The sequence below is a fragment of the Lysobacterales bacterium genome (assembly GCA_019634735.1).
Classification (GTDB): Bacteria; Pseudomonadota; Gammaproteobacteria; order Xanthomonadales; family UBA2363; genus Pseudofulvimonas.
Genome location: JAHCAT010000023.1, coordinates 1 through 18,571, shown reverse-complemented (window position 1 = coordinate 18,571; position 18,571 = coordinate 1). Strand labels below are relative to the sequence as shown.

19 protein-coding genes and 1 tRNA gene are annotated in these 18,571 nt (G+C 71.7%); 12 read left to right on the top strand and 8 right to left on the bottom strand.

What is annotated here, in order from left to right:
• Positions 1-68: 68 nt before the first annotated feature.
• From KF823_16240 to KF823_16230, 3 genes are read left to right on the top strand one after another with little or no spacing between them, the layout of a single operon-like run.
• Positions 69-1,325, top strand: a complete 1,257-nt coding sequence (locus KF823_16240; GenBank protein ID MBX3727451.1) for a virulence factor BrkB family protein — start codon at positions 69-71, stop codon at positions 1,323-1,325.
• Complete coding sequence (locus KF823_16235; protein ID MBX3727450.1) at positions 1,322-1,876, top strand: TlpA family protein disulfide reductase; 555 nt, start codon at positions 1,322-1,324, stop codon at positions 1,874-1,876. Before KF823_16240 ends, KF823_16235 begins: the two co-directional genes overlap by 4 nt.
• On the top strand, positions 1,866-2,150 hold the full coding sequence (locus KF823_16230) for an acylphosphatase (GenBank protein ID MBX3727449.1): 285 nt from the start codon (positions 1,866-1,868) through the stop codon (positions 2,148-2,150). The genes KF823_16235 and KF823_16230 overlap by 11 nt, the downstream gene beginning before the upstream one ends.
• 153 nt (positions 2,151-2,303) lie before the next feature.
• On the opposite strand, the gene ppk2 is transcribed toward KF823_16230, so the two are convergent.
• From ppk2 to KF823_16210, 4 genes are read right to left on the bottom strand one after another with little or no spacing between them, the layout of a single operon-like run.
• Positions 2,304-3,086 (bottom strand): polyphosphate kinase 2, encoded by a 783-nt coding sequence (ppk2, locus tag KF823_16225; protein MBX3727448.1) that lies wholly within the window; start codon positions 3,084-3,086, stop codon positions 2,304-2,306.
• Positions 3,087-3,139: 53 nt separating this feature from the next.
• Positions 3,140-3,658 carry a molybdenum cofactor biosynthesis protein B gene (moaB, locus tag KF823_16220; protein ID MBX3727447.1) on the bottom strand — a complete coding sequence of 173 codons (519 nt, stop codon included), beginning with the start codon at positions 3,656-3,658 and terminating at the stop codon, positions 3,140-3,142.
• Positions 3,655-5,769, bottom strand: a complete 2,115-nt coding sequence (locus KF823_16215) for a tetratricopeptide repeat protein (protein MBX3727446.1) — start codon at positions 5,767-5,769, stop codon at positions 3,655-3,657. The genes moaB and KF823_16215 overlap by 4 nt, the downstream gene beginning before the upstream one ends.
• Positions 5,766-6,233, bottom strand: a complete 468-nt coding sequence (locus tag KF823_16210; GenBank protein ID MBX3727445.1) for a GNAT family N-acetyltransferase — start codon at positions 6,231-6,233, stop codon at positions 5,766-5,768. The genes KF823_16215 and KF823_16210 overlap by 4 nt, the downstream gene beginning before the upstream one ends.
• Positions 6,234-6,361: 128 nt before the next feature.
• On the opposite strand from KF823_16210, the gene KF823_16205 reads away from it, so the two are divergent.
• Entirely contained in the window at positions 6,362-6,712 is a 351-nt protein-coding gene (locus KF823_16205; GenBank protein ID MBX3727444.1) for a YciI family protein, read from the top strand.
• A 36-nt stretch (positions 6,713-6,748) separates the two neighbouring features.
• On the opposite strand, the gene KF823_16200 is transcribed toward KF823_16205, so the two are convergent.
• The 3 genes from KF823_16200 to hemA form a co-directional block, all read right to left on the bottom strand.
• On the bottom strand, positions 6,749-7,210 hold the full coding sequence (locus tag KF823_16200; protein MBX3727443.1) for a hypothetical protein: 462 nt from the start codon (positions 7,208-7,210) through the stop codon (positions 6,749-6,751).
• A gap of 155 nt (positions 7,211-7,365) precedes the next feature.
• Entirely contained in the window at positions 7,366-8,436 is a 1,071-nt protein-coding gene (gene prfA, locus KF823_16195) for a peptide chain release factor 1 (GenBank protein MBX3727442.1), read from the bottom strand.
• 11 nt (positions 8,437-8,447) lie between these two features.
• A complete protein-coding gene (hemA, locus tag KF823_16190; GenBank protein ID MBX3727441.1) occupies positions 8,448-9,707 on the bottom strand; it encodes a glutamyl-tRNA reductase in 1,260 nt (419 codons plus the stop codon).
• Positions 9,708-9,982: 275 nt separating this feature from the next.
• Between hemA and KF823_16185 the strand changes: the two genes are divergently transcribed.
• The 6 genes from KF823_16185 (at position 9,983) to KF823_16160 (ending at position 15,716) form a co-directional block, all read left to right on the top strand.
• Complete coding sequence (locus KF823_16185) at positions 9,983-11,767, top strand: hypothetical protein (protein MBX3727440.1); 1,785 nt, start codon at positions 9,983-9,985, stop codon at positions 11,765-11,767.
• A complete protein-coding gene (gene lolB / locus KF823_16180) occupies positions 11,764-12,360 on the top strand; it encodes a lipoprotein insertase outer membrane protein LolB (protein MBX3727439.1) in 597 nt (198 codons plus the stop codon). The genes KF823_16185 and lolB overlap by 4 nt, the downstream gene beginning before the upstream one ends.
• Entirely contained in the window at positions 12,353-13,228 is an 876-nt protein-coding gene (ispE, locus tag KF823_16175) for a 4-(cytidine 5'-diphospho)-2-C-methyl-D-erythritol kinase (GenBank protein MBX3727438.1), read from the top strand. The genes lolB and ispE overlap by 8 nt, the downstream gene beginning before the upstream one ends.
• Positions 13,229-13,828: 600 nt before the next feature.
• Positions 13,829-13,904 (top strand) — tRNA-Gln (locus tag KF823_16170).
• A 128-nt stretch (positions 13,905-14,032) separates the two neighbouring features.
• A complete protein-coding gene (locus KF823_16165; GenBank protein MBX3727437.1) occupies positions 14,033-14,989 on the top strand; it encodes a ribose-phosphate diphosphokinase in 957 nt (318 codons plus the stop codon).
• A 100-nt stretch (positions 14,990-15,089) separates the two neighbouring features.
• Positions 15,090-15,716: a 50S ribosomal protein L25/general stress protein Ctc gene (locus KF823_16160; protein ID MBX3727436.1), complete on the top strand. Its 627-nt coding sequence runs from the start codon at positions 15,090-15,092 to the stop codon at positions 15,714-15,716.
• 135 nt (positions 15,717-15,851) lie between these two features.
• Here the strand turns inward: KF823_16160 and KF823_16155 are convergent, their stop codons facing one another.
• Positions 15,852-17,327 carry a hypothetical protein gene (locus KF823_16155; GenBank protein MBX3727435.1) on the bottom strand — a complete coding sequence of 492 codons (1,476 nt, stop codon included), beginning with the start codon at positions 17,325-17,327 and terminating at the stop codon, positions 15,852-15,854.
• A 378-nt stretch (positions 17,328-17,705) separates the two neighbouring features.
• Between KF823_16155 and KF823_16150 the strand changes: the two genes are divergently transcribed.
• Both KF823_16150 and pth read left to right on the top strand, forming a co-directional pair.
• Positions 17,706-17,879, top strand: a complete 174-nt coding sequence (locus KF823_16150) for a hypothetical protein (GenBank protein MBX3727434.1) — start codon at positions 17,706-17,708, stop codon at positions 17,877-17,879.
• Positions 17,880-18,047: 168 nt separating this feature from the next.
• Positions 18,048-18,571, top strand: a 524-nt coding sequence (gene pth / locus KF823_16145; GenBank protein ID MBX3727433.1) for an aminoacyl-tRNA hydrolase, incomplete at its 3' end; no start/stop codon positions are given.

Sequence of the window (18,571 nt, the reverse complement as noted above, 5' to 3'; positions counted from 1 at the left end):
ATTGTGCCCGAGTCGCGTCGACCGCCGATGATGTCCGTCCGTCCGGGCCGCCCGCCAGGGGCGAGGCCGTGAGGCGCTGGCTGCCGGCGCGACTGGGCCGCTTCGACCTGGACCGCGGCAAGGCCTTCTTCCGCTACCTGTGGCACCGGTTCTGGGACGACAACTGCTTCCAGTACGCCGGCTCGCTGTCCTACACCACGGTGTTCGCCCTGGTGCCGCTGACCGTGGCGGTGTTCGGCATCCTGTCGGCGTTTCCGGTGTTCGAGGGCTGGTCGCAGCACCTGCGCGTGTTCGTGTTCACCAATTTCGTGCCGGCCGCCGGCGAATCGATCGATGCTTACCTGGGCCAGTTCGCCGACAACGCCTCGCGGCTGACCAGCGTCGGCGTGGTGGCGCTGTTCCTCAGCGCCCTGCTGATGATGTATTCGATCGAGGACGCGTACAACCGCATCTTCCGGGTCACCCGGACGCGGCGGCCGGTGTCGCGCTTCGTCGTCTACTGGACAATCCTTTCGCTGGGGCCGCTGCTGGTCGCCACCGGTCTGGCGATGAGCACCTACCTGTTCACGCTGCCGCTGATCGCCGATATCGACCGGGGCTACGGACTGACCGACCGTCTGCTCGCGCTCGTGCCTGGCGTGGTGACCTGGCTGGCGCTGACCCTGAGTTACGCGATCGTGCCCAATACCGAGGTGCGCTGGCGCCATGCCGCGCTGGGCGCCCTGGCCGCCACCATCCTGTTCGAGCTGGGCAAGCGCGCGTTCGCGATGTACCTGACCAACGTGCCGTCCTACGAGCGCATCTATGGCGCCTTCGCGGTGCTTCCGATCTTCCTTTTCTGGATCTACCTGTCCTGGAACATCGTGCTGCTGGGCGCCTCATTGTCGGCGGTGCTCAGCTCGTTCCGCTACCACACCGAGGAACGCAAGCTGCCCACCGGCCACGAGTTCGCCGCCGTGCTGCGCCTGATCGAGGCGCTGGCGCTGGCCCATGCGCACGGTCGCGGCCTGGGCCTGGAGGCCCTGCACGACCGCGTTGGCGGGTTGAGCGACGAGCAGCTGCTGCGCTGCCTGGCCGACCTGGAGCGGCTGAACGTGGTCGAGCGGACCTCGCTGGGTCAGTGGCGCGTCATCCGCGACCTCTCGCAGGTGCGCCTGGCAGACGTCTACGAGGCCGGCGGCCACCGCCTGCCACTGACCCGCCGCGGCGGCGAGCCCGACGGCGCCGACCGCCTGCTGGCGCAGACTGGCAGCGCCGTCGAGCCGATCCTCACGCAGACCGTGGCACAGTATCTGGCCGCCGTACGTGCCGAGGAAGCCCGATGAGGAAGACGTCCCTGTTGCTGGCTGTGCTGATCTTCCTGGCCGGGTCGGTGCCGCCGCTCGCCGCGCAACCGGCCAAGTCCCTGGTCGGCACCCGCCCCGATCTTTCGGTGGACACGCTGGACCATGGCCGCTTCGACCTGGCCGACCAGCGCGGGCGCTGGGTGGTGGTCAACTTCTGGGCGACCTGGTGCGCGCCCTGCATCAAGGAGATCCCGGAGCTGTCGGCGCTGGCCGACCGCGACGACGTCGAGGTGATCGGCCTGGACTTCGAGGAGATCGAGCGCGAGGACCTGCTGGCCTTCCTGGTACGCCATCCGGCGCGCTATCCGATCGCGCCGATCGACGTCTACGACCCGCCGACGGCCTTCCCGGTGCCGCGCGGGATGCCGATGACCTATGTGCTCGATCCCGCCGGCGTGGTCGCCGAGGCCTTCCTCGGCCCGGTCACCGGCGCCGACATCGAGGCGGTGATCGCTCGCGGTCCGGCGCCGGTCGGTGCAGCGGACGGCGCCGTCGATGAAGGCCCGCGCCACGCTGACGATGGCGGCTGAAGCGGCGGCGCGCTTCCTGGTCGCCGGCCGCGTCCAGGGCGTCGGCTTCCGGGCAGCCACCCGCGCTCAGGCGGGTGCGCTTGGCCTCTCCGGCCAGGCCCGCAACCTGCCCGACGGTCGCGTCGAAGTGCTGGCCGTCGGCCCGGCCGCAGCACTGGCCGATCTGGAGCGCTGGCTCCACCGCGGGCCGCCACTGGCGCGCGTCGAGACCGTGGTGCGGCAACCGCTGGCGACCGACGAGGTCATGCCCGGCACGTTCCGGATCGCCCGTTGATCCGGGTGTTTCGTGGGGTCGCCTGGCGAGGTCGTCGGCATCACCGGGTAAAGCTGCGATCGGCGGCACCGTGCGGCCCGTCCGGGCCAGGCCTGGATCGTACCGGCGCACGGGGCGCGCCGACCGCTGAGCTTCGGCGCTACTGTCGCCGCCTCATGCCCCGGCCGACGGCACCCAGCGCACCTTGACCTTCGGCTTGTCGCGACCGGGCGGACCCGACAGCGGCGGGAACGGCGGCACCTCGACCGGCATCGGCCGGTACGGCAGCTTCGACAGCAGGTGGCTGATCAGGTCGATGCGCATGCGCCGTTGGTCGTTGGCGTCGACCAGGTACCAGGGCGCCTGCGCGGTGTCGGTGTGGCGCAGCATGCGGTCGCGCGCCTTGCCGTAGTCGGCGTAGCGCTCGCGCGCCGCCAGGTCGATCGGCGACAGCTTCCAGCGCTTGAGCGGATCGTCCAGCCGTTCGGCCAGGCGCTTCTCCTGCTCGGCCTGGTCGAGAGTCAGCCAGTACTTGAACAGGCGGATGCCATCGGCGGCCAGCAGGCCCTCGAACACCGGGCACTCGGCCAGGAAGCGTCTGTGCTCGGCCTCGGTGCAGAAGCCCATCACCGCCTCGACGCCGGCACGGTTGTACCAGCTGCGGTCGAACAGCACGAGTTCGCCGGCCGCAGGCAGGTGCTCGATATGGCGCTGGAAATACCACTGGCCCTGCTCGCGTTCGGACGGCTTCGACAGCGCCACCACCCGCGTGCGGCGTGGATTGAGCCGGTGCGTGATGGCATTGATGACCCCGGTCTTGCCGGCGGTGTCGCGGCCTTCCAGGATCACCAGCACGCGCTCGCCGGTCGCCGCCATCCAGGCGTGCAAGGTGTTCAGTTCCTGCTGCAGCGCCTCCAGGCGCGACTCGTAGTCCTTCTTCTTCAGCTTGCCGGCCATGGCCGTCTCCGCGGGGCGCAGGCGCCATCATGCCGCAGGCGGTGGCTGTCCCGTCACTCGCGCAACCGCGGACGCAGCGCGGCCAGGTTGCAGGGGCGGGTGCGGCGGTCGAGCTGGGCGGCGATGATGCGCTCCCAGGCAGTGCGGCAGGCCGAGGTCGAGCCGGGCAGGCAGAACACGAAGGTTGCGTTGGCGATGCCGGCCAGGGCCCGCGACTGCAGGGCCGAGGTGCCGATCTCCTCGAACGACAGCATCCGGAACAGCTCGCCGAAGCCGGGCATCTCCCGGTCCAGCAGGGGCGCGATCGCCTCGGGGGTGGAGTCGCGGCCGGTGAAGCCGGTGCCGCCGGTGACGATCACCGCGTCCACCGCCGGGTCGGCGATCCAGGCGCTGACCGCGGCGCGCAGGCGGTAGCGGTCGTCGGGCAGCAGGGCGCGGTCGGCCAGGCGGTGCCCGGCCCCGGCGAGGGCCTGGCACAGGTAGTCGCCGCTGGAATCCTGCGCCAGGGTGCGCGAATCGGACACCGTCAGCACGGCGATGGCGAGCGGTTCGAACGACGGGTCGTGGCTCATGGTTGCGGTTCCAGGTCGAGGTCGGCGGGCGCCAGGCCGGCGCGGCTGCGCTCGACCATGGCGCGCAGGGCGCGTTCGAAGTCGCGGGCGAAACCGGCCATGTCGAACAGCGGCGCGCGGTCGCGCGCCAGCGCCAGGTCGGCGCGGATGGCCGCCAGCAGGGCGGGGTCGCGGCCCAGGGCGATGGCGCGCGCCACGAAGTCGTCGTCGTCGCCGGCATTCATGGCGTCCAGGCCCAGGCAGGCGTTCAGGCTGCCGGCCACCCGGCTGGCGAAGGTCCGGCCGGGCAGGGTCAGCACCGGGCAGCCGGCCCACAGGGCATCGGAGGCCGTGGTGTGGGCGTTGTAGGGCGTGGTGTCCAGGAACAGGCAGGCATGGCGGTAGCCGGCCAGGTAGGCGGCATGCGGCTGCTTGGCCGCGAACACCAGGCGGTCCGGATCGATGCCCGCCGCGGCCGCGGCGCGGCGCAGGTTGTCGGCCACCGCCGGCTGCCTGCCGGCGAGCAGCCAGAGCACCGAATCCGGGACGCCGGCCAGCACCCGCCAGAAGCGCTGCACGCTTTCCGGCGAGTACTTGTAGCTGTTGTTGAAGCAGGCGAACACCACGCCCCGCTCGGGCAGGCCCAGGGCGCCGCGCGGCGGCGGCTCGCCGACCAGGCGGGTGCTGTCCGAGGGCTGGAAGCAGTGCGGCAGACGCAGCACCGCCTCGCTGTAGTGTCCGCGCTCCTGGTCGGGCAGCACGAAGCGGTCGGCGATCAGCCAGTCGATCCAGGGCGCGCCGGAGGTGCCGGGGTAGGCCAGCCAGTTGACCTGCAGCGGCGCCGGTCGCCTCGCCAGCACGTCGGCGACGCTGCCGCCGCCCCAGCCGCGCAGGTCGACCAGGACGTCCAGGCGCTGCGCGGCCAGGCGCTGCGCCATCACCGGGTTGGCCAGGCCGCTGAGGTCGTGCAGGCCGTGGAAGGCGCTCGCCAGGCGCCGCCGCAGCGGTCCGCCGTCGTCGGGGGTGGTGGCGAAGCCGATCGTCTCGATGCCCGGGTGCCGGTGCAGGTGCTCGAGCATCTCCACGACCAGCAGGGCGGTCGGGTGCTGGCCGAAGCCCGAGGACACGAACCCGACCCGCAGCGGTCCGTCGGCGCCACCGACCGCGGCCGGCGCGACGGCGCTGCCGTCGATCGCCTCGACCCGGCGCGCCACCGCGGCGGCGGCCAGTCCGGCGGCGCGGCGCTGGGCGTCGGGTCCGGCCTCCTCGCTGAGGAAGGCGAACGGCGCAATGCCTTCGGCGCCATGGTCGAGCAGCGCCAGCAGCCGCGCATGGCGTGCCGCCAGCGCCTCGTGGCGGCACAGGCGACGCGCCAGGTACTGGGCCAGGCTCAGCGCCGGCGCAAGGTCCGGGTCCTGCGCCAGGGCGCGTTCGGCGGCCGCCAGCGCCTGCGGCCAATGGCCCTGCTCGTCGAGCGCCTGGGCCAGGGCGTAGTGCGTGTCGGGGCCATCGGCGCCCAGCGCCAGGGCACGCTCCAGGGCGGATTGCGCCAGCTCGAACTCGCCGCGGGCGAGCTGGACCTGGCCCAGCACCTGCCAGGCTGGCGCGTAGCCGGGCGCCGCGCGCACCGCCTGGTCGGCCTGGGCCAGGGCCTCGGTGCCGCGGTCGAGGGCCAGCAGACAGGCGGCCAGATTGCTGCGCGCCGGGGCATGTCCGGGAATCCGACTCAGCGCGGTGCGCAGCAGCGGCTCGGCCAGCGCCGGTCGCTGCTGCGCGAACAGCAGACCGGCCAGATTGTTGAGGCTGGGGACGTGTTCCGGATCGGCGGCGAGCGCCTGGCGGAGCAGGGCTTCCGCGCTGGCCTCGTCGCCCTCCCGGCGCGCCAGTGCGGCCAGGGTGGACAGCACGTCGGGTGCGCCCGGCGCACGCGCCAGTGCGCTCTCGAGGAAGGCGCGGGCGGCGGCGAGATCGCCGGCGCGCAGGGCCAGGGCGCCGGCCAGCCGCGGCGGCGCCGGATCGTCGGGATGACGCCTGGCCAGCTCGCCCAGCTGGCGCAGCGCCTCACCGGCCTCGCCGCGTTCGGCCAGGTCGAGGGCGCGGTCGACGGCCTGCGCCGGTGCCGCTGCGCTCACGCCAGTTCCTTGAGGTAGAAGCGGCTGGCCGGGTCGATGCGCTGCCAGCCGTCGCGGGTGTAGACCGACTGGGCGCGGGCATTGTCGTCGCCGGTCTCCAGCAGCAGGAAGGCGGCACCGGCCTGGCTGGCATGCGCGGTGGCGGCGCGCAGCAGGGCATCGACGACGCCGGTGCCGCGCGCGGCGGGATCGACATAGAGGTCGTTCAGCAGGAACGCCGGACGCAGCCGCACCGAGGAGAACACCGGGTACAGTTGCACGAAGCCCAGCGCCGCTCCGGCGCGGCGGGCCAGCAGCAGCACCGACTCGCCGCGGGCCAGCCGCGCTTCCAGAAAGCCGCGGCAGGCCGCCGGCTGGGACGGCTGCCGGTAGAACATGCGGTAGGCATCGAACAGCGGCACCACCTCGTCGAGGTCGTCGAGTTCGGCGCGGCGGACGTCGAGGGGTTCGGGCGCAGGTTCCATGCCGGCAGCTTGCCCGGCGCGTGCGGCGCTGCGCAAGGCCGGCGCTTCTGCCGGGCGTGGGTGACTGTCGATCCCGCCGCCCGCGGGTCGACCAGGGATGTCCGGCGTACCGGACTGCGGAGACCTCCATGAAGTACCTGCTGATGATCTACGGCGACGAATCGGTCTGGGCGCGGATGAGCCCGGGCGAGACGGCGGCCGTCTATGCGGCGCACGCCGATTTTGGGCAGGCGCTGGCGGCGGCTGGCGCCCTGCTTGGCGGGGCCGAACTCAAGCCATCGAGTGGCGCGCGCACGGTGCGCTTCGGACCCGAAGGCGCGGAAGTCACCGATGGTCCTTTCGCGGAGGCCAGGGAGCAGTTCGGCGGTTACTACCTGATCGATGTGCCGGACCTGCAGGCCGCCCTCGAATGGGCGCGCCGCATGCCCGGCATGGCCGACGGCGCGGTCGAGGTGCGCGCAGTCAGCGACATGGACTGATCGTCGCGTCGTCGCGTCCGCCGGGTCGCCGCGGAGTCAATCGTCTTGGCCGGCAGCGCGTCGCGCCTGCTGCTGGCGGTACTTCTCGGTCTGCCAGGCGCGTTCGCTGACGGTTTCCGCCAGGCACTGGCTGTTGTAGCGCTGCACCAGTTCGTTCTGCCTGGGCACGCTGGCATCCAGCGCGGCGAGGCGCACGTCGACGTCGTCGTGCAGCCGGTTGTGTTCGGCGACGGCCTGGTTGAAGCGGTCGACCGCCTCGGCATCGCTGCGGTCCAGGCCAGCGCGGCGCTCCTCCAGGCGGCGGGAGGAGGCCTCCAGGCGGCGTTCTGCGGCGTCGAGCCCACGCGTCTGTTCGCTGCGGATCCGGTCGATCGCTTCGCGGTCGATTTCCAGGCCGACGCACAGGCGCAGTTTCTCCGGGCTCATCGAGGCTGCGGCGGCCGTGCCCGCCAGGACACCCAGGGTGGCGGCGAGCAGGCAGGAAGGACGTATGGACATGCCGGCGACTCCGTTACGTGATGTCTGCTGCCACACCGGCAGCGGGACAGCGGGGCCAGGCGGACGCCACACCCGGCCCGAGGGTCGTCCTGCATTGGCTGCATCGATGGGCAACCGCGCCCGCCGGGCAACGCGGCGGGCGCGGCCCGGGGCGCTCAGCCGCCGTCGCCCAGGGCCTTGAGTTCGTCGGCCTGGTGCTCGCGGGCGAGCGCGTCGACCACCGGGTCGAGGTCGCCGGCGATGATCTCGTCGAGCGCGTACAGGGTCAGGTTGATGCGATGGTCGGTGAGCCGGCCCTGCGGGAAGTTGTAGGTGCGGATGCGCTGGCTGCGGTCGCCCGATCCCACCTGCAGGCGCCGGCTGTCGGCCTGCGCCTGCTCCTGCCGGCCGCGCTCGGCGTCGGTCAGGCGAGCCGCCAGCAGGGCCAATGCGCGGGCGCGGTTCTTGTGCTGGCTGCGCTCGTCCTGGCACTCGACCACCATGCCGCTGGGCAGGTGGGTGATGCGGATCGCCGAGTCGGTCTTGTTGACGTGCTGGCCGCCAGCGCCGGAGGCGCGGAAGGTGTCGATCTTCAGGTCGGCGGGATCGAGCTGCACCTGGGCGACCTCGTCCTGTTCGGGCAGGATGGCGACGGTGGCCGCCGAGGTATGGATCCGGCCCTGCGACTCGGTGGCCGGCACCCGCTGCACGCGATGCGTGCCGGACTCGAACTTCAGGCGCGCGAACACCGATTCCCCCTCGATGCGCGCCACCGCCTCCTTGTAGCCGCCGTGCTCGCCGGGGCTCTCGCTTAGCAGTTCTACGCGCCAGCCGCGGCGTTCGGCGTAGCGCAGGTACATGCGCAGCAGGTCGCCGGCGAACAGGGCGGCCTCGTCGCCGCCGGTGCCGGCACGCACTTCCAGGAAGACATTGGCGTGGTCGCGCGGGTCGGGCGGCACCAGGGCCAGTTGCAGCGCCTCCTGCAGGGCCTGCGCCTCGACCTCCAGACGGCCGATCTCCTCGCGCGCCATCTCGCGCAGGTCGGCGTCGCCGAGCATGCCGCGGGCGGCTTCCAGTTCGACGCTGTTGCGCCGGTGCGCCGCCAGGGCATCGGTGACCGGCTGCAGGCGCGCGTACTCGCGCGAGAGCTCGGCGAAGCGCTGGCCGTCGCCGGCGACCTCGGGCTGGGCCAGCAGCAGGCCGACTTCCTCGTGGCGCTGCGCCAGGCGTTCCAGGCGGTCGAGCATGCGGGTGCCGATCATGCCTGCGGCTCCTCCGGGAACAGCCGTTCGGCGGCCTCCAGCAAGCCCAGGTCGCCCTGCTCGGCGGCCTCGCGCAGGCGGGCGGTGGGGGGGTGGAGCAGGCGGTTGGTCAGGGTGTGGGCGAGCAGGTCCAGCACTTCCGTGGCCGGCCGGCCCGCGGCCAGCTCGGCGTGCGCCTTGGCCAGCGCCTGGGCGCGCGCCTGCTCGCCGAGTGCGCGCAGCCGGCGCAGCGGCCCGGTATTGCCGCGGGCGCGCCACCAGGCCATGAACGATTCGGTATGGAGGTCGACCAGCGCCTGGGCCTCGTGCGCGCTGGCGCGACGCTGGTCGAGGTTGCGCTCGATGATGCGGCGCAGGTCGTCGACGGCGTAGAGGTAGGCGTCCTCCAGCTCGGCACAGGCCGGGTCGATGTCGCGCGGCACGGCGAGGTCAAGCAGGAACATCGGCTTGCGCCGTCGCGCCCTAAGGGCGGCCTGGATCTGGGGGCGGGTCAGCACCGGCACCTGCGCGCCGGTTGCGCTCAGCACGATGTCGGCTTCGTGCAGGTGCCGGTCCAGCTCGTCCAGGGCCAGCGCGAAGGCGCCGTGGCGATGCGCCAGTGCCTGCGCGTTGGCCAGGGTGCGGTTGGCCACCATCAGGCGGCCGGCGCCGGCTTCCTCCAGGTGCCGCAGGGCCAGGGCGATGGTCTCGCCGGCACCGATCACCAACACGGTGGCGCCGGCCAGGTCGGCGAACGACTCCTGCGCCAGGCGCACCGCGCAATAGGCCACCGACACCGGATGGCGGCCGATCGCGGTCTCGGTGCGGACCCGCTTGGCCACGGTGAAACCGCTCTGGAACAGGCGTTCCAGGGTGGTGCCCAGGCTGCCGGCCTGGTGCGCCAGCCGCCATGCGTCCTTGAGTTGGCCGAGGATCTGCGGTTCGCCCAGCACCATGGAGTCCAGGCCGCAGGCGACCCGGAACAGGTGGCGCACCGCGTCGACGTCGAGGTGCCGGTACAGGTAGGGATCCAGGCTGCCCGCGGTCAGCCGCTGGTGGCCGTGCAGCCAGTCGACCAGACCGCCCTCGTGGCCGGGTTCGACCGCGGCGATCAGCTCGGTGCGGTTGCAGGTGTTGACCAGGGCGGCCTCCGACACACCGGGAAGGGCGGTCAGCGCCGGCAGCGCCGCGCGCGCGGCCTCCTCGCTGAACGCCACCCGCTCGCGCCAGGCGATCGGCGCGGTCTCGTGGTTGATGCCCAGGACGATCAGGCTCATGGAAGGCGTGGCGACGGCTGCGGCCCGTTGGCGGGGAAGGCCCGGGAACTGGTGCGCACCCGCCGACCGCGCGGACGCGTCCGGGTCCGGCGGCGCAGCGCCAGGCGGCCGGGGCGGGAAGGCCCTGGCACGCCGGGCGGCGCCGGCCGGGCACGGCCGCCGGGCCGGTGACGGCCGGGGGCGCGTGCGTCGCGCAGACCGGGGACGGCTGGCTTTGGCAGAATGCGATTGTGCGGGCGATGACCGTCTGCTTCAAGCAAAGGATCAAGCACCCGATGTCCAGGCCCCGAGTCCTCTTGTCCCTGCTGTGCCTGGCCGCCCTGGTCGGACTGGGCGGCTGCGCCAGCCGGCCGGTGGCGTCCGACGACGGATCCGGCGGCAGGCCCGGCGATGCCATGGCCCGCCTGGCGATTCCCGAGCAGGCGCTGGACGCCCTGCCGCTGGAGCATCTGCTGGTCGCCGAGTTCGCGCTGCGAGAGGAGAACCTGGATGCCGCAGCGCGCGCCTATCTGGCTGCGGCACAGCGCAGCGGCGACGTCCAGGTGGCGCGCCGCGCGACCCGCATCAACCTGTCGGCGCAGCGCTGGGACGACGCCGCGCTGGCACTGGCGCGCTGGGGCGAGCTGGGCCTGCGCAATACCGCGGAATTCCGCCAGGCCCAGGCGGTGCTTGCGCTGGGGCAAGGCCAGGGCGATCGGGCCACGGACCACCTGGTCGAACTGATCCAGGAGGGCGGCATGCCGGCCACCCGGATGGCTGCCGCCGCTCTGGAGGCGGCACCGGACCGGGCGCTGTCCGTGCAGGTCCTTCAGCGCCTGGTCGGGCATCCGTCCTTGCCTGCCGACCGCGGCGTCTACATCGGACTCAGCCAGCTCGCCTTGAGGCTGGAGCGCAACGACCTGGCCGAGTCGATCGCCGCACAGGGCAGCGCGAAGGTGCCAGATGCCGCGGAGCTGTTTTTCTGGCGGGCCCGGTTGGCGGCTGCGGCGGGTCGCCCGGACGAAGCCCGTGCGGTTCTCGCACAGGCGGTCGCCGCGCAGCCCGATGATCTCCAGACCCGCCGTGCCCAGGCGGTGCTGCTGAAGACCGAACTCGACGATGCCGACGGCGCCCTGGCGATCCTGGCGGCACTGTCCCAGGACGACGACACCCTGGCGTTGCGCGCCTCCTGGGCGGTCGAGGCGGACGACTACGCCGAGGTGGAGCGCGTGCACGGCTTGCTCGCGGCGTTGCCGGCGCCGGTCCCGGCGCAGCGTCGCCTGCTGATGGGCGGCCTGGCCGAAGCGCTGGCCGCCGCCCGCGAGACCGAAGGCGTCGATGCCGCCGTGCTGCGCTGGCGTGAGGCGGCGCTGGCCGACTACCAGGCGGTCGAGGCCGACGACGATGCCGAGCTGGCCTTGCGCGCCGACCAGCGCATCGCCGTGCTCGAGCAGCAGCTCGGTCGCCTCGACGAGGCGCTGGCCAGGCTGGCGGCCCAGCGCGACCGCCTCGATCCCGGCGATGAGGCATTCGCCGGAAGCTGGCTGCTGGAATCGGAGCTGCTCGAGCGCGCCGGCGATCCCGCGCGCGCCCTGGCCGCGCTCGACGGCGGCGTGGCGGCGCTGCCGGACGACACCCGGCTGCGCTACGCGCGCGGCCTGATGCGCGAGCGCAACGACCTGGTCGAGGCGGCGCTGGAGGACTTCCGAACCCTGACCGAGATCGAGCCGGACAATCCGGTCTTCCTGAACGCTTACGGCTACACCCTCACCGACCGCACGGATCGCCACGAGGAGGCGCTGTCGCTGATCGAGCGCGCGCTGCTGCACAACCCCGACGATGTCGCCACCATCGACAGCATGGGCTGGGTGCTGTACCGCCTGGGACGCAACGAGGAGGCGCTGTACTACCTGCAGCTGGCCTGGGAGGGCCAGCAGGACGCCGAGATCGGCGCCCATCTGGGCGAAGTCCTGTGGCAACTGGATCGACGCGAGGAGGCGCGCGAGATCTGGCGCATTTCCGCCGGGTTGGACGCCGACAACCGCACATTGCAGTCGACCATCCGGCGGCTCGACCCATGACGTCGTGCTGGCGCCTGGCTGTCGCGGCCGTGACCTGCCTGGCGATCGCCGGTTGCGCGCAGACGCCGCGCCGTTCCGGCGAGGGTTGGATGCCGGTTGCCGGCATTGCCCCCGATGCCGTGGATGCCTTCCGGGTCAGCGGCCGGCTGGCGGTCAGCGACGGTCGCGAGGGCGGCAGCGCCGGTTTCCTCTGGCTGCAGCGCGGCGAGGCCTTCGAGGTGGAGCTTCGGCAGCCGGTCAGCCAGCGCACCTGGCGACTGGTCGGCGACGCGCGCGGCGCGGTGCTCCATGGCGGCGAAGGCGGCCCACGCCGCGGTCACGATGCCCAGACCCTCCTGCACGACGTGCTCGGCTGGCACCTTCCGGTACGCGCCCTGGTCGACTGGGTGCGCGGCCTGCCCGGCGCGGATGCCCCGATCGAGCGCCTGCAACGCGATGACCGTGGCCGAGTGCAATTGCTGGTCCAGGCCGGCTGGCAGGTGGAGTACCGTGGCTGGCTGGACGACGGCGCCTGGCCGACGCGCATCCAGGCCAGGCAGGGCAGCCACAGCGTCCGCCTGAACGTGCAGGACTGGGCGGTCGCACGTGACTGAGTCCGCCGCGGCGCTGGTCCTGCCGGCACCCGCCAAGCTGAACCTGTTCCTGCACGTCACCGGGCGCCGTCCGGACGGTTATCACACCCTGCAGACACTGTTTCAGTTGCTCGACTGGGGCGACCGGATCGTGCTGCGCCGGCGCGCGGATGACCGCATCGTGCGCGCTGGTGGCGTGCCGGGACTGCCGGAGGACAACGACTTGGCGGTGCGCGCGGCGCAGGCCCTGCGTGAGCTGGTCGGCGGCCGCCAGGGCGTCGACCTGCGGGTCGAGAAGCGGATTCCGGCCGGCGCCGGCCTGGGCGGCGGCAGCTCGGACGCCGCCACCGTGCTGCTCGGGCTGGACCACCTGTGGGGGCTGGGGCTGGGACTGGAGCGCCTGGCGACGCTGGGTCTCACCCTGGGCGCCGACGTGCCGGTGTTCGTGCACGGCCGCAGCGGCCTGGCCGGCGGCGTCGGCGAAGCGATCGAACCCATGGCCCTGGCGGGCGACTGGTTCACGGTGGTCTGGCCGGGTGTCGGCCTGGCCACCGGCGAGGTTTTCCAAGCGCCTGAATTGACAAGGAACACCCCGCCCTTGACAATGTCGGCCCTCGTCACCGCGCCTACCCGCAACGATCTCCAGCCTGTCGCCGTGCGCCTGTGCCCGGTGATCGGCGATGCGCTGGCGTGGCTGTCCATGCGCGGCCAGGCACGGATGACCGGCAGCGGCAGCGCGGTGTTCGCGCCGATGCCCGACGAGATCGCCGCACGCAACGCGGCTGCGGCGAGCCCCTGGCCCGCCTGGGCGGTGAAGGGCGTGGCGGTCTCGCCCCTGCACCAGGCGCTGGGCATCGCGCCGGAAGCCGATTCCGCGGTCGAGGGCTGAGTCCTCCTCCGCAAGGCGAAAGCTGGGCAGGAAGCCCGGTCTCTCGCCAGAGATCGTCTCGCAGAAATGCGGGATCAGCGGCACAGGGATGTGCCGCCCGCGAGGCGCGAAAGCGCCGGAGCGCGAGCGAGTGCGGGCTTTGCCCGCGCCGCGAGGCGAGAGCCGGTCAGGATGCCCGGTCTCTCGCCAGAGATCGTCTCGCAGAAGTGCGGGATCAGCGGCACAAGGATGTGCCGCCCGCGAGGCGCGAAAGCGCCGGAGCGCGAGCGAGGCGCGGGCTTGGCCCGCGTCCGCGAGGCGAGAGCCGGGCAGGATGCCCGGTTTCTCGCCAGAAATGCGGCACAGGGATGTGCCGCCCGCGAGGCGCGAAAGCGCCGGAGCGCGAGCGAGTGCGGGCTTTGCCCGCGCCGCGAGGCGAGAGCCGGGCAGGATGCCCGGTCTCTCGCCGGAAAGCGTCTCGCAGAAATGCGGGATCAGCGGCACAAGGATGTGCCGCCCGCGTAGGCCCGCGAGAGCGGGCCGGAGCGCGAGCGAGGCGCGGGCTTTGCCCGCGTCCGCGAGGCGAAAGCCGGGCAGGATGCCCGGCCTTTCGCCCAGAATTGGGGCGTCGCCAAGCTGGTAAGGCACGGGATTTTGATTCCCGCATTCGAAGGTTCGAGTCCTTCCGCCCCAGCCAGAACGGCAAGCCAGCCGGCCCGGGATCGGCCGGCCGCTGCGCAGGCAGCGGACCGCGCGTTGCGCGCGACAGATCCAGGTGGTCGGCAGGATGGTCCTGCCGCGGTCGAAATCAGGCAGGCAGCGCAGATGAACACCGACGGCATCCTCATCTTCTCCGGCAGCGCCAACCGGCCGCTCGCCGATGCGATCTGCCAGGACCTCGGCATTCCCATGGGCAAGGCCCTGGTCGGCACGTTTTCCGATGGCGAGGTGCAGGTCGAGATCGAGGAGAACGTCCGCCGCCAGGAGGTGTTCGTGGTGCAGCCGACCTGCGCGCCCACCGCCGACCATTTCATGGAGCTGCTGGCCATCGTCGACGCCCTCAAGCGGGCCTCGGCGGCCTCGGTCACCGCGGTGATGCCGTACTTCGGCTACGCCCGCCAGGACCGCCGGCCGCGCTCGGCGCGGGTGCCGATCACCGCCAAGGTGGCGGCCAAGATGATCGGCGTGGTCGGCACCGACCGCGTGCTGACCGTCGACCTGCACGCCGACCAGATCCAGGGGTTCTTCGAGGTGCCGGTCGACAACGTCTATGCCTCGCCAGTGCTGCTCGCCGACATCTGGCGGCAGCAGGGCAGCGACCAGCTGATCGTGGTGTCGCCGGACGTCGGCGGCGTGGTCCGCGCCCGGGCGATCGCCAAGCGCCTGGACGACGCCGAGCTGGCGATCATCGACAAGCGCCGGCCGCGGCCGAACGAGTCGACGGTGATGAACATCATCGGCGACGTCGAAGGCAGGCTGTGCGTGCTGGTCGACGACATCGTCGACACCGCGGGCACCCTGTGCGCCGCCGCGAGGGCGCTCAAGGAGCGTGGCGCCAAGCGCGTGATCGCCTACTGCACCCACCCGGTGCTGTCCGGCGCCGCGATCGACAACATCGAGGGGTCGGTGCTCGACGAGCTGGTGGTCACAGACACCATCCCGCTCAGCCCGCGCGCCGCCGCCTGCTCGCGGATACGCCAGCTCAGCGTCGCCGAGCTGCTCGCGGAGACGGTACGGCGCATCGCGTTCGGGCAGTCGGTCAGCTCGCTCTACGTGGATTGACGGCAGCCGGCGCATCACGCCGGCTGCCTGGCAAGCACCCCCGCTGGTCGCGGCGGGGGCAACCGGTGCCGGAAGGCACCATCAAACCGAGGCAACAACCATGTCACAGAGTCATACCATCGAAGTGCAGCTGCGCGAGACCGGAGGGAAGGGTGCGAGCCGCCGTCTCCGGCACGCCGGCAAGGTGCCCGCCATCGTCTACGGCGGCGAACTGGGTCCGAAGTCGATCGAGATCGACCACAACACCGTCTGGCTGATGTCCCAGAACGAATGGTTCTATTCGGCCATTCTCGACCTCAGCCTGGATGGCGATGTCCAGCCGGTCCTGCTGCGCGACATGCAGCGGCATCCGTTCAAGCAGCAGATCCTGCACCTGGACTTCCAGCGCGTGGATCTCAACCAGGCGATCCGCGTGCGCGTGCCGATCCACTTCCTCAACGAGGACACCTCGCCGGCCGGCAAGGCCTCGGGCGTGGTGGTGTCGCACGCGATGAACGAGATCGAGGTCTCCTGCCTGCCGCGCAACCTGCCGGAGTTCATCGAGGTCGACCTGGGCGAGCTGAAGACCGGCGACATCATCCACCTGTCCGACATCAAGCTGCCGGACGGCGTGGAGATCCCCGAGCTGAAGCTGGGCAAGGAGCACGACCACGCCGTGGTCACCGCCCGCGAGGTCCAGGAAGAGGTCGAGCCGACCGATGGCGAGGGCGAGGCCGGCAAGGCCTGATCGTTCCATCGCGTCGCACCGCAGAACGGGCTGCCTGGGGCAGCCCGTTTTGCGTTGTCCGGTCGCCACCCCTGGCGGGCACGCGGATCAATCGTGCCCGACGCAGCCGGTCAAGGCTGCGCCCGGCTCCGACGCTCAGCCTGGATCGAGCGGGCAGCAATAGCCCATATCGTGCGCCGGCAGGACCTGCACCTGAACGGGGGCGTCGAACGGGATGCGCTTGACCGCAGGCTCGAAGCGCTCGTACGGCAGTTGCTCCGGCTGCCACAGGGGCTGCCAGGGCACCGCGCAGGTGGTACGCATGCCAGTCGTGGTCTGCACCATGTAGAAGTCCAACGGATCGCCGGCACCGGCCCAGTCGCTGCGTGTGCTGCCGGCCAGGACGAACCTGTCCTGCTTCTGGTCCAGCGCGACCAGCGTCTCCGCCCGGGGCCCGGTGTTGCCGAACTGGATCGAGCCGAACACCGGAAACAGGCCGGCCGGATGCGCCAGCAGGACGAAGCCGTTGCCGTTCGGGGTGCTGCCGCGGATGCTGCCGGTGGCAGCGATGGCGCCGGGCAGGGCCGCCGGATTGGCGGTGGTCTCGATGAGGTCGTGGCCGCCCGCTGCGAAGTTGGCGTCGCGCCAGCTCGCCTGCCGCAGCGGCAGACAGAAGCCACGTTCGAAGCGGACCATGTACACGCGCTCGGAATCGATCGCCAGCGGATCGCTGCGCGATCCCACCAGGACCGAGCCGCCCAGGTGCGCCGGGCTGTCCTGCCGAGTGATGCCGCGGAACTCCTCGTTTTCCGGCCCGGGCAACCCCATGAAGGCGTTGCAGATGGGCATGCCGCTGCTGTCGACGCGGAACAGCAGCGCCCGCCGGTCGAAGTCCCAGGTGTTGCCGGCGCCGATGGCGCCGCCGACGACCAGGTCGTCGAGGACCGACGTGGCGCTGCGGTTGCCGGAGACGGCATGGAAGCGCAGGCCGAGCGGGTAGTTGTTGGCCGCGTACGCATGGTTCCACAGGACATTGCCATTGCCATCCAGGCGCGCAATGCGCCCGAACTGGTTGCCGGCGGGGGTGGGGCTGATCTCGTCGCCGACCATGACCAGTTCGCCCTGGCCGGCTGGATCGTAGACCTCCACGAGATCATGACCTGCGGCTCGATGGCTGGGGTCGGTGTTGTCGAGCATGCGCGCCCAGCGCGGCTGACCGTTGCATTCCAGGCGCATCACGTACGGGTACAGCGTGGACCCGCGCAGCATGGCGCCGGTGATCGCGAAGCCGCGCGGAAAGCGGATCTCGGTGATCGCCTGTGCCGTTGTCGCATTGCCGCCGCCGGGCCGGTAGGCGAACTGCCAGATCGCCAGGCCGTTGTCGGCGACGCGGGTGACCAGTGCTTCGCTGCCGAACCCGGGCACGCGCCGGGTGCCGGCGACGATCGAACCGCCGCCGGGGCAATAGCGCACGGCCTTGATGTCCTCGCCAATGTCCAGCGTCGACGTCTCGCCATAGTGCGTTTCGAAGTTCTGCGCGAGCGCCGGGGTCGCGGTCAGTCCGCCGGTGGTCAGCACGGCCAGCGACAGGAGCAGCGAGGCTCTGGGCTTGCTTCGATCATTGATAGGCATGGTTGGACTCCCTGGTTTTCGAGGTGACGTGGTCACCGGGCGACGGCGCCATTCCAGGCTGTTCGATGAGCATCCGCGGCGGCCGGATGGAATTGCGCCGCCTCGGACACCTGCACGATCCTCGCGCTCACTACCGATGCCACGCATTGAGGCTAGTGATGCCGATCCGGGTTTTTTGTGACATACAACATAAAACAGAAAAAATATACGTAAATAATTAAGTAACGCCAGTTTGCGTGTGCTACGTCCCGTTGTGCGCACCGGCCTGCCCGATGCCGACGCATGCGCTGGCGCAGCGCGGACAGCGGCCCCGACCTGCCGTGTCGTCGCTCATCGGCATTTCGCCCCCGCACGCGGAAGCGATCGCCGCGGCGAAGCGTGGAAAGTCGACTGCCGATCCATGATTCCCAAGGCAACGCCATGTGGCTGGACGGTGCGGAGATTCCAGCGCTGAAGCCCGACAGGGACCGCGGCCGTGCAGAGCTCACCGCCCGTGAGGTCCGGGACCAGGTCGAGCCGTCCGAAGGCGAGGGCCAGGCCGGCAAGGCGTGATCGGGCCCACCGCGTCGTGCCGGAGAACGGACTGCCCTGGTCAGCCCCCTGGTCGCCTTGCCTGGCGAGCTTCCCAGTCGATCCTGGCGCCGGGGCACAGGTAGCGAGGGGATCGGACGGCGCGCGGCGGGGATGGCGGCCAATCGCCGCGCCCGCGATACTTGCGCCATGGCTGGACTGAGACTGATCGTCGGGCTGGGCAACCCCGGCGCCGAGTACGCGCGCACGCGGCACAACGCCGGGGCCTGGTTCCTGGACGCCCTCGCGGAGCGCCACGGAGTGCGGCTGGGACGCGACGCGCGCCTGCAGGCCGAGTTGGGCAAGGCGGTGATCGCCGGCCAGCCGGTCTGGCTGGCGCGGCCGACCACCTTCATGAACCACAGCGGCCGCGCGCTGGTGGCCCTGCTCAACTACTACAAGATCCCGCCGGAAGAGGCCCTGGTCGCCCATGACGAGCTCGACCTGACGGCCGGCAGCGTGCGCCTGAAGTTCGACGGCGGCCATGGCGGGCAGAACGGCCTGCGCGACATCCTGGGGCAACTGGGCCACGGCCGCTTCCATCGCCTGCGCGTCGGCATCGGCCATCCCGGCCACAAGGACAAGGTCACGCCCTGGGTGCTGGGCCGCCCGGGCGCCGACGACGAGGCGGCGATCCGCGGTGCCATCGAGGAGGCGGTGCACGCCACCCCGGG